We start from the raw sequence: 13,480 nt of genomic DNA on the forward strand, positions 1-13,480 counted from the left end.
TGTGGCGTTCTCTCTGGGGGGTTATGCTATGAGCCCTAATAATATCAGCCGTCTGAGCACAATCAGTTTGGTAATATTGCTTGCCAGCTCACTTGCGGCATGTAGTGGAAGTGGTGGTGGTTCTCACAATACTGCGAAGAATAATACGGGTCAGGCCGCCGGTGGAACTGGTTCTGGTAGTGATGGCAGTGGCGGCGATGGTAATGGTGGCACTGGCTCTGGCGGCGGAACGGGCGGAGGAACAGATAACGGTGGTGGGACAACCGCGAATAATTCCGCGGTCGGGAATGTGGTTAGTGGTGTCGGTACCGCCGTAGATGGTGTCGGCAATACGGTCAGTGATGTTGTCAGCCAAACACCTGTCGGCAGCTTGCCAATCGTCGGTGGTGGTTTGGTCACCGTGGTTGACAGTGCAGGTAATGCAGTCAGTGAGGTTGGGACCGGATTACAGAATGGCGTCGGCCAATTAGGAAATAATCCTAATGCTTTAGGCACGACAGCCGCCAGTGTACCGAAAGCTGTCGCTGATGTCGGTACTGGTGTTTCAGGATTGGGAGGCACGGTCTCAGGTATCGCTGCTAATACACCATTGGGCGGTGTTACTAGTACGGCAGGTGGGCTGGTGGATAAGACCGGTGGTGCGGTAACGTCCATTGGTAATGGGCTGGCGCAAGACCTGCAAACCGGTACCACCAGTAAGTTGACGACCGCAGCGACCGGCATAGTGACGCCGGTGGTGGGTCAGGTACAAGACATTACGCAAACCGTAGGTGCAACCACGGGGATTGGCGCACCGGTTAATAACTTATTGACCGCGGTCGGCGGCACCGTTGCGGCGACGGGGACACAAGTGGGTACGAGTGTGCCAACCTTAGCGGGAGTGGGCCAGGTATTACAAGGCACCGGGCAGGCAGTTGAGAGGGCCGGTGGTCTGGTCACTCCTCCAGCGTCAACTGGCGGTTCGAATGGCTTATTGGCGGGCGTTACCACGACCTTGACTCCCAGCACCGGTGGCAGTAATAGCGGGTTGCTGGCAGGTGTGACTAACACCGTTGGTGGCATTACCGGTGGGTTGACTGCGGGCGTCTCCGCTAACGCAAATGCCAGTGCGGGGGGAGGCTTGGGCGGAATATTAAAACCAAAAACCAATTAAAAATATAATGAGATTTGCTCTCCCTTACTCTCTGGGGAGAGCCTCGCTGTCTGACGATAATAAAAATAGGCTATTAAAATTATAATTTAATGTGCGCATAAGGAAATATTCTATGAATAATAGAGTGTGGCTGTTATTGTTATTTGGCACTGGTGGTATATGGCAATATAGTGCATGGGCCAATACGGTTCCCATGTTGATTGATCAGAATAATCCGTCCAGAATATCACGTGACATTGCTAAGCCCCAAACCACACGAACAGTACCACCTGCTATTTCAGTGTCTGCTCCCAATGCTAAGTTAACACTTGAAACCTTAATTGATGTGCAGCATATTCAATTTATTGGCGGTACACGTTATGATCTTAAGTTACTTCGTGAACCGTTCAACGGTTATATTGGTAAAAAAGTACCGTTAAAGAGTTTATTGGTGGCAACTCAATCTATTACTACATTATATCAGCAAGACGGTTATATTCTCTCTTATGCTTATTTACCCTCAGATAACTTTATTAATGGCACGGTAAAAATAGGCTTGGTTGAGGGTTACATTGCCAATACGCGGATTCAAAGTGAAAATGTTGCGATAGGCCGCTGGCTAACCAAGCTATCACAGCGCATCATGGCAGAGAAGCCACTGACGCAGGACACCTTTGAACGCTACAATATTTTGATGAGCCGGACCCCAGATACCAAAATCATTGCCACGGCTAAAAACCCGGATAATATTTATGGCGCGACACTACTGGACGTTAAAGCCGAACATCCACGTAACTGGAATGTTAGTACTGCGCTGGATAGTCGCAAAGGAGTATACAGTGGTGTACTTAATGCAACCTTAAGTGGATTTACACCCTATGCCGAACAATTTGGTGTGGCGACGTTATTACCGCTCGACAGTAAAAATCGCGACCAATATCTTGGTTTAAACTATCAACAATATCTAGGGAGCAATGGATTATTACTACAAACCCGTGGCAGCTATTATAAGCAGGTTCCCAAAGACTATACCGATGTACTGACATTGTATCCGCAAGATATTACCTTATCAACGCGTTCCGAGCAGACGCAATATACCGGTGGTGTGGTATTGAGTTATCCATTGCAATTAACGCGCAAGCGGCAATGGACCCTGAGTGGTGGCGTAGATTATCTAGAGAAAAGTTACAATTTAAAAACTCGCGCCCGATTTAATACTGTTAATAATTATTTGCTGGATTTAGAAGAGCAGAATCAGCGAATGCGTTATCCGGCGGCTGAATTAGCACTGGCGGGTTATCAGGAATATACCCAATCTTATTGGAGCACCCGCGCCAGTGTGCGCAAAGGGATCAATGGTGCTCTGGCATCCAGTTCGGTACCGTGGGGCGACTTGGGCTTTACCCGCTGGAAACTCACCGGTGACGGGGCATATCTGATGGACGAGAAATGGCGCTTGAGTGCCTCGGCAGAAGGGGATTGGTCGGACAATGATTTACCCGAGGCCGAGCATGTCACTTTTGGCGGACTGCGCTTCGGCCGTGGTTATCCAGACAGTGACGCAACCGGGGATTATGGTTATGGCGGGCAGGTAGAAATGCGCTATCTGCATAACCGGGAACAGGGCAACTGGTTGAAGACGGTCCAACCTTATGTGGTTTTGGATACAGCCCACACGTGGTACAACTCTGCCATTTTCCCCGCGAAGAAGCTGGCTTCATATGCCGTTGGGGTGACCTTTGGTGACAACAAACACTATTCACTGTCATTGGAAGGGGCGAGGCCGATTGGCGACCTCCCCAGTGATAGCACACGCCGTGATTGGCGGTTTAATGCTACTTTGACCTATAATTTTGCCAATTAACGCAGGTGATGGATAACCTGATTACCGCTGCCACGCCAGATAAGCGAGGGATCTTTTAGATCTTGCACGAATTTGCCGTCAACCAACACGTTGATCAGATCAACCACTTGCTGTTGTTCGTCGGTCAGTTCAGCCAGGGTGTAGCCCGTCCAGACCCAAATATCTTTGCTATCGCACTCATTACGCACTCGCTTAACCAGTTGCAGTATCGCAGACAGGTTTTGCGGGTGCAGTGGATCACCGCCGGAGAGGGATAACCCTTGCCGATGGATGCGGGCGTCATTGAGATCAGCCACTATCTGATCCTCTAGTTCACGAGTAAATGGCTTACCCGAATTCAGTCGCCAGGTACTTTTGTTATAACAACCCACACACTCGTGCATGCAGCCAGAGACGAACAGCGTGCAGCGGGTGCCGGGGCCGTTGATGACATCGACCGGGTAGTATTGATGGTAATTTATAATCAGTGCCTCCCTTTGTACTTGGCGCTGCGGGGGTGTTGGCTGAGTTCGCAAACCCGAATCACTTGACTACTATGTAAGTTCATCGGGATGAGTTCGCTTGCCGGCTACCTGCAACTCCAATTACTTTGGGTAATATCGTATTAAGCGGTTAGCCCAGTTGTCCGTTCGCCAGATGTTTCACGCGCCGCTTCACTTCTTCTTGCTTACCGGCATTGAATGGTCGTGCATCCGGGCTCCCCAGATAGCCACATACTCTGCGGGTTACCGAGACTTTCGATGGCTCATGATTGCCACATTTCGGGCAGGTAAAACCTTTACTGGTACAAGAGAATTCACCGGTGAAGCCACATTCGTAGCACTCATCAATTGGCGTGTTAGTACCGTAATAAGGCACCCGACTGTAGCTGTAGTCCCAGACATCTTCCAACGCTCTGAGGTTGTGCTGCAAGTTAGGGTATTCGCCGTAACAAATGAAGCCACCGTTCGCCAATGGTGGGTAAGGTGCTTCGAAGTCCAGTTTGTCGTATGGGTTAACTTTCTTCTCAACATCCAGATGGAAGCTGTTGGTGTAATAGCCTTTGTCGGTGACGCCGTCCACCACACCAAATTCAGCGGTATCAAGGCGGCAGAAACGGTCACACAGGTTTTCACTTGGTGTGCTGTACAAGCTGAAGGCGTAGCCGGTTTCATCTTTCCAGGTGTCTGTTGCTTGTCTCATCCGTTCGACGATAGCCACGCCCTTTTCACGCAATTTTTCGTCATCAAAGACATGGGTCTGATGGCCAAACAGCGCATTAACCGTTTCATGGATACCGATAAAGCCCAGCGAGATGGATGCACGGCCATTTTTAAAGATCTCAGAAACGTTGTCGTCGGCTTGTAAGCGCACGCCGCAAGCCCCTTCCATATACAGAATCGGAGCCACACGGGCTTTAATCCCTTCCAGACGGGCAATACGGGTCATCAGGGCTTTCTTGGCTAACAGCAGGCGTTCATCCAGTAATTGCCAGAACTGGGCTTCATCGCCTTTGGCTTCCAGCGCAATACGTGGCAGGTTGAGACTGATAACCCCGAGGTTATTACGGCCATCGTGGATCTGTTTACCCTCTTCTTCATACACTCCGAGGAAGCTGCGGCAACCCATTGGTGTTTTAAAGGAACCGGTTACTTTTACTACTTGGTCGTAATTTAGAATGTCCGGGTACATGCGTTTAGTCGCACACTCCAGCGCCAGCTGTTTGATATCGTAATTGGCATCGCCAAACTTGTGATTAAGACCGTCACGGATAGCAAACACCAGTTTCGGGAATACCGCGGTTTTGCGATTTTTGCCCAAACCGGCAATACGGTTACGCAGAATGGCCTGCTGGATCATGCGCGATTGCCAACTGGTGCCTAAGCCAAAACCGAAAGTGACAAAGGGGGTCTGACCATTGGCGGTGTGGAGGGTGTTAACTTCATATTCCAGCGACTGGAAGGCGTCGTAACACTCTTTCTCGGTGCGCGACATGGCATAACCGGCGGCATCAGGAATTTGCCACTCTTGAGCCACAGATTTATGTTTGTTAAAACTTTCAGTGACAAACGGGGCCAGAATTTCATCGATACGGTTAATGGTTGTACCACCATAGATATGGCTGGCAACCTGCGCGATAATCTGTGCGGTCACTGCGGTGGCGGTAGAAATGGATTTCGGTGGTTCAATTTCCGCATTACCCATTTTAAAGCCTTGGGTTAGCATGCCATCGAGATCAATCAACATACAGTTGAACATTGGGAAGAAGGGCGCGTAATCCAAATCGTGATAGTGGATTTCACCACGTTCATGCGCTAACACCACATCCCGTGGCAAGATATGCTGTTTGGCATAGTGTTTCGCCACAATACCGGCCAGCAGATCGCGCTGGGTGGGGATCACTTTACTGTCTTTATTGGCATTTTCGTTAAGCAGCGCTTTGTTACTTTGCTCAACCAATCCACGGATTTCCTGATTCAGGCGACCACGCAGCTCCCGCGAGATATCCCGGTCATGGCGATATTCAATATAGGCGCGGGCTAACTGCTTGTATTGACCGGCCATCAGTTGGTTTTCTACCGCAGTTTGGATGTCGCGGATATCAACTTTAGGCTGGTTTTCCATCGTCTGAGCGACCACACGGGCAACAGTTGCACAATAATCTGCGTCCACAACGTCAACAGCCAAGGCTGCGCGTTCGACGGCTTCCTTGATCCGCACCTCATCAAAAGGTACCTGACAACCGTCCCGTTTAATCACTACTGTTTTCACAATGCCTGCTCCTGTAGCCGGTAATAATTATCCACAAGAAATCTTATCCACAAGGCAAGCCGCAGCGGGTAAGGGCTGCGAGGGAGGTGTGGATGGTTTTGTGGATAACTACTACATATAGATGTTTGAATTCCTACAACCACTATATATGGGTAATGGCAGAAGTGACAGTCAACTAATTTGACTTAGAACAAGGAAATCGACGTTAGGTCTATTCCCTGCTCAGTGCGTCACAAAAACGATATTTTTATGTGACTTATTGTGCGGATAAAGCGTGATGTGGGCCGAAATGTTTTAACAGGAAATCAACCCAAACACGGACTCTGGGTGGTAAATCGGCAGAAGCATAATAAAGCCATACTGGGGTCGGGGCGGGCCAGTAACTCACCAATACCGGCATAAGGCTGCCATCGGCAAAGTGTGGCGCTGCATGCCATTGTGCCACATAGGTGATCCCCATATCCGCTAATGCGGCATGTAGCAGCATATCCGGCTGGGAAGAGATCAAACGACCTGATAACTCTAAGGATTGAACCTCATTATTCTGCTGCAATTGCCATTTTACTCTCCGGCCATTTGATGGATTACGGTGTATTAAACACTGATGTTGATAGAGATCCTGTGGGTTGGCGGGTGAACCATTGTGGGCCAGATAAGCAGGGGATGCCGCCAGCAGCATTTGCATTGGGTAAAACTGACGAGCAATCAAGCGGCTATCGGGATCGATGCGAGTGCCGATGCCGACATCAAATCCTTCTCCGACCAAATTCACCACTCTGGCCTCCAGTGAAAGATCCAAATCAATCTGCGGATAACGCGCCATAAATTTTGGAATAAGTGGCATCAACAGTTGGCGGCCAAAGCCGGGAATGACACTGACCCGCACCGTACCACTGGGTTGTTGCTCATCATTACGTACCGTATCCAGAGTGTTGGAAAGTGCCTGCCACAGTGGTGCCACTCGTGCCAATAATGTTTTACCTTCATCCGTTAGCACCACGCTGTGGGTATTGCGCTGAAACAGACGTAGCGCCAGTTTTTCTTCCAGTACACGAATATTCTTGCTGACCGCAGCAGGTGTGATACCTAGCTGCCTGGCTGCGGTGGAGAAGTTGTCACTCTGAGCTGCGGTGAGAAAAGCGGGCAGTAAACGATGAATATCCAGAGGCAGCGACATAGTGGTTGATACCTTTAGTTGAAATTAATGTGACTGATAGCAGCCTACACCGACCAGCCGGAAAATGAAAAAATAGGTTTATCAAACTGGTTGGAGAAGTGCTATGCCCGCTATTTTAGTCTTAACATCCCATCGTCACCCGGATGAGTCTCGTATTAACCGTCGGTTGATAGAGGCCATCCGCCCATTAGCGAATGTCACGGTGCATGAATTGATGCGTGAATACCCTGATTTTCAGATAGATGTGGCGCGGGAACAGGAGTTGTTGAAGTCACATGATGTGATTGTGATGATGTTTCCGTTTTACTGGTACAGCTCACCGGCTATTTTAAGTGAATGGCAGGATGCGGTATTAACCCATGGTTTTGCCTACGGCAGTGGTGGCAATAAGCTACAGGGTAAGCCGTTGCAGTTGGTGGTTTCCACTGGAGGGAAGGCTCAGGATTATACGCCACAGGGATATAACCGTTATCCGGCGTTAGATCTGTTATTGCCCTTCCATGCCATGGCGAACCTGACCGGAATGGATTATTTACCACCGTTTTTGGTGCAGGGGGCAAATGAGATGGAGGAGGAGACGTTGGATGGCTATGTTCAGGGTGCGGTGGGGTTGATGAAGGGGTTTTAGTCACTAGTCCTGGTGGTAAGTGATCCGGTTCATTATTTTGGTTGATTTGGTGATTTGGTGATTCGGTGCTCGGATTTGGTTGTTAGAGTAGATCGGATCATTATTTCGGTTGATAATCGTTCAGTGCTCAATTCATTTCCGCCACCTCAACCGAGTTAAGGCCCATAAGCGTGGGCCTTAACAATCCGCGCTTGCGCACGTATCGCTGGCCTGCTGCGCAGGTACCCTCAATCATCGTTCCGGCTAACGGACGGCTTTATTCGCGTCCCTGCTCATGACGCCTCAACCCGCCGTCCTTGGCGGGTTGCCTTGCCTACTCTCTTCACTCGGCGGCTCAAATGTGCTTTTAAACATCAAAACCTAAAGAAAAGGTTTTGATTTTGACGTTGGGCGCAAGTCGGCCCCGGTTCGATTAGCCTGCAAGCGGCCGGAGGGCATGGCGAAGCCACAATATTTCGCGCAAGCGCGGGATTCCACAAGGGGGCCCGCCCGCCCCCTTTGGCGGTTGAGGCGACTAGGGTTAGGTTAGCCGTAAAGTTATAACAACCGAATCCGAGCACCGAATCAACCGAAACAGTGATCCGATCTATTCTATAAACCAAAACTTAACCCTCGAGTGAACGGCAAAACGCTATCCCATAAAATGCTCAGCCAGCTCTAAATCCCGCCGGGCAAACTCTCTTACTATCTTCCCGCTCTCCATCAGGGCCGCACGTTCAGACATATGGGCCACCACATCGCTGTCGTGGCTGACCAATAAATACGTCATGCCATGTTCGCGTTTCAAGTGATTGAGCAAATTGAGGATTTCCGCCTGAACCGACATATCTAATGCTGAAGTAGGTTCATCCAACAACAACAGTTTAGGGCGCAGCAGCAAGGCGCGGGCAATAGCAATGCGTTGGCGCTGGCCGCCAGAGAACTGATGAGGGTAACGCTGGGCGGCAGAAGCAGGCAGACCTACTTGCTCTAATGCACTTACAATTCGCTGCTGGATATTCTTTTCACCGTGAATCTGTAATGGCTCACCCAATGTGCGTTGAATATTATGCTGAGGGTGCAGCGAGGCATAGGGGTCTTGAAACACCATCTGCACATCTTTACGCAGTTGGCCGGTGAAACGTTGCCCTGGCCGTAACGGCGTACCCAGCAAGGTTATCTCTCCTTGCCATTCTCGCTGTAGACCGGCCAAAGTACGTAATACTGTAGATTTACCACAACCGGATGCGCCGATCAGGCTGAAGGTTTCACCCGCTTCAACCGCAAAGCTTACTGATTCAACTGCGGTTTTCACCTGATTTCTCTGCGGAAAACTGACCCGGAGATTATTGACTTCAATCAGTGCCATGGGAACCTCCAGAGAAATCAGCGCTGCGATCTAATACTGGCAAGTCAGTGCCATAGGTACCGGCATTCGGACGGCAGGCCCATAACGTATGGGTATAAGGATGAGTTGAATAAGGCAAATCTGCCGCCGCCCCTTGATCGACCAGTTTCCCTTGATACATCACCAGCACGCGATGGCAATGCTCAGCGACCAACGGCAAATCGTGGCTTATTAACAGTAAACTCATATTGCGCTGCTCGGTTTGTTCAACAATCAATTCAAGAATTTGATTACGCAGTTTGGCATCCAAGGCTGATGTTGGTTCGTCGGCAATTAATACTCGTGGGTTATTCACCAACGCTATAGCTAACATTGCCCTCTGGCCCATTCCGCCGGAGAGTTGACCAGGATAGCTGTGGTAAGCACCTTCATTCAGCCCGACGGCGGCCAGTGCATTTAATACTCGTTCATGAGCATCGGCCCCTGAAAGAGCATTATGTAACAGCAGGGATTCTTCAATTTGCTTACCCACGGTTCGCACCGGATTCAGTGCGTAGCGGGGATCTTGCAGCACCATAGCAATTTCACTGCCACGTAACGCCCCCCACTGTTTCGACTTAAGGGATGTCAAATCGTGTTCGACGATCTTACCGGGATTTCCTTGTTCATCGGTATTGTCAGAGTAATAACTCAGCTTTTTGGCGCTGACTTTGCCCGGTGAGCGAACTAACCCCATCAGAGCTCTGGCAGTAATGGATTTACCGGAACCGGATTCACCGACCAGTGCTACGCGCTCATGGCCGAGCTGGAAGGAGATATTATCCACCACCCGCTGTTGTTTAAAGTCGACACTCAAGCCTTCAACGGCGAAAATTTTATCAGTCATGGTGAGGGTCCAAAATATCGCGCAGGCCATCGCCTAACAGATTAAAAGCCATGCTGCTGAGCAAAATGGCGCAGCCCGGAATCGCGGCGATCCACCATTGATCGAAGATAACCTGCATTCCGTCGGCAACCATTGATCCCCATTCGGACATGGGCGGTCTGGCTCCTAGCCCGAGGAAACCTAACCCGGCAGCGGCCAAAATAATGCCAGCTAAATCCAGCGCCAGACGCACCACCGCCGAGGGGAGACACATGGGTAAAATATGGCCCCACAACAGCCGAAGACCTTTAATTCCCATCATTTCAGCGGCGGCCAGATAATCACTTTTGCGCAATAATTGGATCTCGGCTCTGGCCTGACGGGCATAGGCCGGCCAGGTAGTCAGCGCCAATGCCAATGCACCGTTAATCAAACCGGGGCCGAGCATCGCCACGAAGGCAAAGGCCAGAATCAGCCGTGGCATCGACATCACTACATCAGTGATGCGCATCAAAATGCGTTCGAGCCAGCCACCGTAATAGCCGGACAGCACGCCGACCAGTAACCCCAATGGTAGCGTGATCACGGTAACCAGCAGTACCAGCCCTAAGGTTGGGCGGGTGCCGTAAATCAGGCGCGACAGCATATCGCGGCCATAACTATCAGTACCGAGCCAGTGGTGTGCACCTGGCGGTAATAAACGGTCGGCTGCGTTTTGCCAGTTGGGATCTTGTGGCGCTAACCACGGAGCGAAAATCGCAATGATCACCAGCGAGGAGAGAATAAACAGCCCAATGCTGGTGGAGGGGGAACGCTTTAGCGCGTGGCAGAAGGTTATCATCGACATATCAACGCGTTCTCGGATCCAGCAGGCGGACCAGCAGATCCGTCACATTGTTAATCAAAATAAAGCAGATACCTAGCAGCAGTGTCCCGCCCATAATCGCGGTGGTATCGCCAGCAAATAGTGCGCTGGTCAGGTAACGGCCAATACCCGGCCAGGCAAAAACGGTTTCGGTTAACACCGCGCCTTCCAACATACTGGTATAGGCCAGCGCAATCACGGTCAGTAATGTGCCACGGATATTGGGTAGTACATGCATCAGCAGAATTCGCATTTCGCCCGCGCCTTTCGCTCGCGCCAATGTAATGTACTCTTTATTCAACTCGCTCAGACAGGCTGAGCGGGTCAGGCGGGTGATACTGGCTAGGGCATAATAAGAAAGCAGGGAAACCGGCAAAATTAAATGGGCGATGGCATTACTAAAGGCACCAGCATCATCGGAGCGCCAGGTGTCGATCAGCGCAAACCCCGTCTTCGCTTCCACAGTATATTGATAAATATCGTCAAGGCGGCCGGGGCCTGGGCTCCATTGCAGGCGCGCATAAAACAACAGCAACATCAGCAGGCCAAGCCAAAATATAGGTACCGAGTTACCCAGCAGGGTGATAAAGCGAATCGTGGCATCCAGCTTGCTGCCTGCCCAGCGGGCGCACAACAAGCCGAGGATAACCCCCAGTGCTGCGCCAATCACTAATGACAAGGTGGCCAATTCTAACGAGGCAGGGAAAACTGTCAGCAGATCCTGTAACACCGGTTGGCCGCTGGCACTGGCAGTACCCAGATCGCCATGCAGCAGCCGCACCAAATAGTGCCAGAACTGTACGGCTAATGGCTGATCCAGCCCAAGTTGGTGTTTAACTTGCTGATAGGTAGCCTCACTGGCGTGGTCCCCCACGATTTGTAATACCCTATCTACCGGCGACAGCGCCGACAGGAAAAAGGTAATTACCAGCAGACCGAATAAGGTCAGGGCCAGGGTAAATAAACCCTGTAAAAACCCCCAAAGACGACGCCGGGATTGGGTTCCCGGCGTATTATTTAGTGCTACAGACATCGACTAGCAACTCACTATTTCACAAATAAATTTATCAATATATCAACCAGCTATGCCCAAGAACTTGGCGTTACAGGTAGGCGGCAAGTGAACGAGTCCCGATGAGCTTACACTGGTAAGTGATTCGGGTAAGTTCACGCAGCTAACAACCCTGCAACTTCAAGTACGCAGGGAATAGGCTATTTGCTGACACGGTCATAATAGACCATATCCGCATTCAGACCTTGCTGGTAGCCTTTTACGTTATCGCGCAGCACAACTTGTGCTTTGGCTTGATCAATAAAGATATAAGGCGAGTTCTGTTGCAGCTCTTGTTGCAACTGGGTATAGAGCGCAGTGCGTTTCGCCGGATCGGCTTCTGCGACGGCGGCCAGTGTTTGTTTATTCAGCTCAGGAATAACCCAACCGTTTAAACCGGCAACAGTGCTGCTCTTGCCGTCGTTATAGGCAAAGGCGCTGGCATTGGAGTGCGCATCAAAGTAATCTGGGATCCACAAGCGGATAGCCGACTGATGTTGTTTAGCGCGGACTCGACCATATACTTGGCTGCCTGCTGCTGGCAGTAACACCAGTTTCACGCCACCTTGGGCAAAGCTTGCCTGTAACGACTGAGCGATAGTGATAAACGGAGGTTTGTTCTCAACATCCAGTGTCAATGTGGCATCTTTAATGCCTGCTTTGGCCAAAATCTCTTTAGCTTTAGCCGGATCAAAGGTGAATGGATTGCTTTCGAGAGCACCTGGTAAACCGACCGGCAGGAAACTTTGATGCACGAAATATTGGCCTTTCAGCAGATCTTTGGTAATTCCTTCATAATCAACCAAATAGCGTGAAGCGAGCCAAAATTCAGGTTTGCTCAATAGTGGGTTAGCAGGATTGGCGGTGTTGAATACCAAATAGTTTTGTTCCGCTGAAGGGATCTCAACCACCTTAACGCCAGCTTGTGTTTTCAGCGCGGCGGTCTGATCTGGTCCCAATTCACGGGCAATATCGGCATCACCCTGCTGAATAAGCAGGCGGCGGGCACTTGGGTCCGGTACGTTTTTGATAATGATATTTTTAATCAGCGGCTTATCACCCGGAGATGTCGGGTTGGCATCCAGCACGATGGCTTGGTGCGGCTGATATACCCGCATTTTGAACGGACCACTACCGGCGGAATGCATTTTCAGCCAGGCATTACCATAGTCGTTTTCTTTAACATTGGCGGTGACGGCTTTCTTATCAACAATTGAGGCGATTGGGGTTGATAAGATATTCAGAGCAACCGCTGGGCTGACATCAGCGCTCCAGCTCAGTTGAACGGTCTTGTTATCAATCTTTTTCAGATGTTGATCGATGTTGCTAGCATCCCAGCCCAGTACGTTAAGGATGAAAGCCGGTGAACGGTTCATTTTTATCGCACGGGTAAAGGAGTAAATCACGTCATCGGCCTGCACTGGATTACCAGAAGCAAATTCAGCCTGCGGACGTAATTTCACGGTAAGGGTTTTGGCTGCGGCATCACCTTGCCAACTTTCAGCAAGGATCGGCACCACTTTTGCCGGATCATCACGATCAGCCTGTACCAGCCGCTGGTAGAGACTTGGAACCGTTTGAATACTCGACAGTTCATTACTTTCAGCCGGATCAAGGCTGACGATATCATCCAGGGATTGTACTACGACCAGAGTATCTGGTGGCGTTGCTGCCAATGCACCGCCAGATAGTGCTGTCAAAACCAATAATGACAGAATTTTAGCTTTCATTGTGACTCCCCGAAATGGGCTACAACCACGAATGTTTTTCGCGTTAATAGCAAGTATAGATAGTTAACATCGCTAGGAAATTATTGTTTT

11 protein-coding genes are annotated in these 13,480 nt (G+C 50.2%); 3 read left to right on the forward strand and 8 right to left on the reverse strand.

What is annotated here, in order from left to right; translation table 11 throughout:
* Nucleotides 1-28 precede the first annotated feature (28 nt).
* Nucleotides 29-1,153, forward strand: coding sequence for a collagen-like triple helix repeat-containing protein (locus ACWJJO_RS02565; protein WP_481090586.1), 1,125 nt, complete (start codon nucleotides 29-31; stop codon nucleotides 1,151-1,153).
* A gap of 112 nt (nucleotides 1,154-1,265) precedes the next feature.
* Nucleotides 1,266-2,996, forward strand: coding sequence for a ShlB/FhaC/HecB family hemolysin secretion/activation protein (locus ACWJJO_RS02570; RefSeq protein WP_372568590.1), 1,731 nt, complete (start codon nucleotides 1,266-1,268; stop codon nucleotides 2,994-2,996).
* Here ACWJJO_RS02570 and nrdG read toward each other — a convergent pair.
* From nrdG to ACWJJO_RS02585, 3 genes are all read right to left on the reverse strand, one after another.
* Entirely contained in the window at nucleotides 2,993-3,457 is a 465-nt protein-coding gene (nrdG, locus tag ACWJJO_RS02575; RefSeq protein WP_083163906.1) for an anaerobic ribonucleoside-triphosphate reductase-activating protein, read from the reverse strand. The genes ACWJJO_RS02570 and nrdG overlap by 4 nt on opposite strands.
* Before the next feature lie 151 nt (nucleotides 3,458-3,608).
* On the reverse strand, nucleotides 3,609-5,747 hold the full coding sequence (gene nrdD, locus ACWJJO_RS02580; protein WP_372568591.1) for an anaerobic ribonucleoside-triphosphate reductase: 2,139 nt from the start codon (nucleotides 5,745-5,747) through the stop codon (nucleotides 3,609-3,611).
* Between the two features lie 256 nt (nucleotides 5,748-6,003).
* Nucleotides 6,004-6,924, reverse strand: a complete 921-nt coding sequence (locus tag ACWJJO_RS02585; protein ID WP_442848190.1) for a LysR family transcriptional regulator — start codon at nucleotides 6,922-6,924, stop codon at nucleotides 6,004-6,006.
* A 103-nt stretch (nucleotides 6,925-7,027) separates the two neighbouring features.
* Between ACWJJO_RS02585 and ACWJJO_RS02590 the strand changes: the two genes are divergently transcribed.
* Nucleotides 7,028-7,552 carry an NAD(P)H-dependent oxidoreductase gene (locus tag ACWJJO_RS02590; RefSeq protein WP_481090587.1) on the forward strand — a complete coding sequence of 175 codons (525 nt, stop codon included), beginning with the start codon at nucleotides 7,028-7,030 and terminating at the stop codon, nucleotides 7,550-7,552.
* A 631-nt stretch (nucleotides 7,553-8,183) separates the two neighbouring features.
* Here ACWJJO_RS02590 and ACWJJO_RS02595 read toward each other — a convergent pair.
* The 5 genes from ACWJJO_RS02595 to ACWJJO_RS02615 all read right to left on the reverse strand — a co-directional run bounded on the left by ACWJJO_RS02595 (nucleotide 8,184) and on the right by ACWJJO_RS02615 (nucleotide 13,390).
* On the reverse strand, nucleotides 8,184-8,900 hold the full coding sequence (locus ACWJJO_RS02595) for an ABC transporter ATP-binding protein (protein ID WP_083160838.1): 717 nt from the start codon (nucleotides 8,898-8,900) through the stop codon (nucleotides 8,184-8,186).
* Nucleotides 8,887-9,765, reverse strand: a complete 879-nt coding sequence (locus ACWJJO_RS02600; RefSeq protein ID WP_442848188.1) for an ABC transporter ATP-binding protein — start codon at nucleotides 9,763-9,765, stop codon at nucleotides 8,887-8,889. The genes ACWJJO_RS02595 and ACWJJO_RS02600 overlap by 14 nt, the downstream gene beginning before the upstream one ends.
* On the reverse strand, nucleotides 9,758-10,591 hold the full coding sequence (locus ACWJJO_RS02605; RefSeq protein ID WP_005186584.1) for an ABC transporter permease: 834 nt from the start codon (nucleotides 10,589-10,591) through the stop codon (nucleotides 9,758-9,760). Before ACWJJO_RS02605 ends, ACWJJO_RS02600 begins: the two co-directional genes overlap by 8 nt.
* A 1-nt stretch (nucleotide 10,592) precedes the next feature.
* On the reverse strand, nucleotides 10,593-11,642 hold the full coding sequence (locus ACWJJO_RS02610; RefSeq protein WP_083160834.1) for an ABC transporter permease: 1,050 nt from the start codon (nucleotides 11,640-11,642) through the stop codon (nucleotides 10,593-10,595).
* A gap of 179 nt (nucleotides 11,643-11,821) precedes the next feature.
* Nucleotides 11,822-13,390 carry an ABC transporter substrate-binding protein gene (locus tag ACWJJO_RS02615; protein WP_083160832.1) on the reverse strand — a complete coding sequence of 523 codons (1,569 nt, stop codon included), beginning with the start codon at nucleotides 13,388-13,390 and terminating at the stop codon, nucleotides 11,822-11,824.
* Between the last annotated feature and the right edge of the window lie 90 nt (nucleotides 13,391-13,480).

This window comes from Yersinia antarctica, assembly GCF_056636475.1.

What these genes read in the sequence shown, in the direction of transcription:
- ACWJJO_RS02570 (WP_372568590.1), top strand. Translation starts at nt 1,266, where the DNA reads ATGAATAATAGAGTGTGGCTGTTATTGTTATTTGGCACTGGTGGTATA.
- ACWJJO_RS02615 (WP_083160832.1), bottom strand. Translation starts at nt 13,390, where the DNA reads ATGAAAGCTAAAATTCTGTCATTATTGGTTTTGACAGCACTATCTGGC.
- ACWJJO_RS02595 (WP_083160838.1), bottom strand. Translation starts at nt 8,900, where the DNA reads ATGGCACTGATTGAAGTCAATAATCTCCGGGTCAGTTTTCCGCAGAGA.
- ACWJJO_RS02565 (WP_481090586.1), top strand. Translation starts at nt 29, where the DNA reads ATGAGCCCTAATAATATCAGCCGTCTGAGCACAATCAGTTTGGTAATA.
- ACWJJO_RS02605 (WP_005186584.1), bottom strand. Translation starts at nt 10,591, where the DNA reads ATGTCGATGATAACCTTCTGCCACGCGCTAAAGCGTTCCCCCTCCACC.
- ACWJJO_RS02590 (WP_481090587.1), top strand. Translation starts at nt 7,028, where the DNA reads ATGCCCGCTATTTTAGTCTTAACATCCCATCGTCACCCGGATGAGTCT.
- ACWJJO_RS02600 (WP_442848188.1), bottom strand. Translation starts at nt 9,765, where the DNA reads ATGACTGATAAAATTTTCGCCGTTGAAGGCTTGAGTGTCGACTTTAAA.
- ACWJJO_RS02585 (WP_442848190.1), bottom strand. Translation starts at nt 6,924, where the DNA reads ATGTCGCTGCCTCTGGATATTCATCGTTTACTGCCCGCTTTTCTCACC.
- ACWJJO_RS02610 (WP_083160834.1), bottom strand. Translation starts at nt 11,642, where the DNA reads ATGTCTGTAGCACTAAATAATACGCCGGGAACCCAATCCCGGCGTCGT.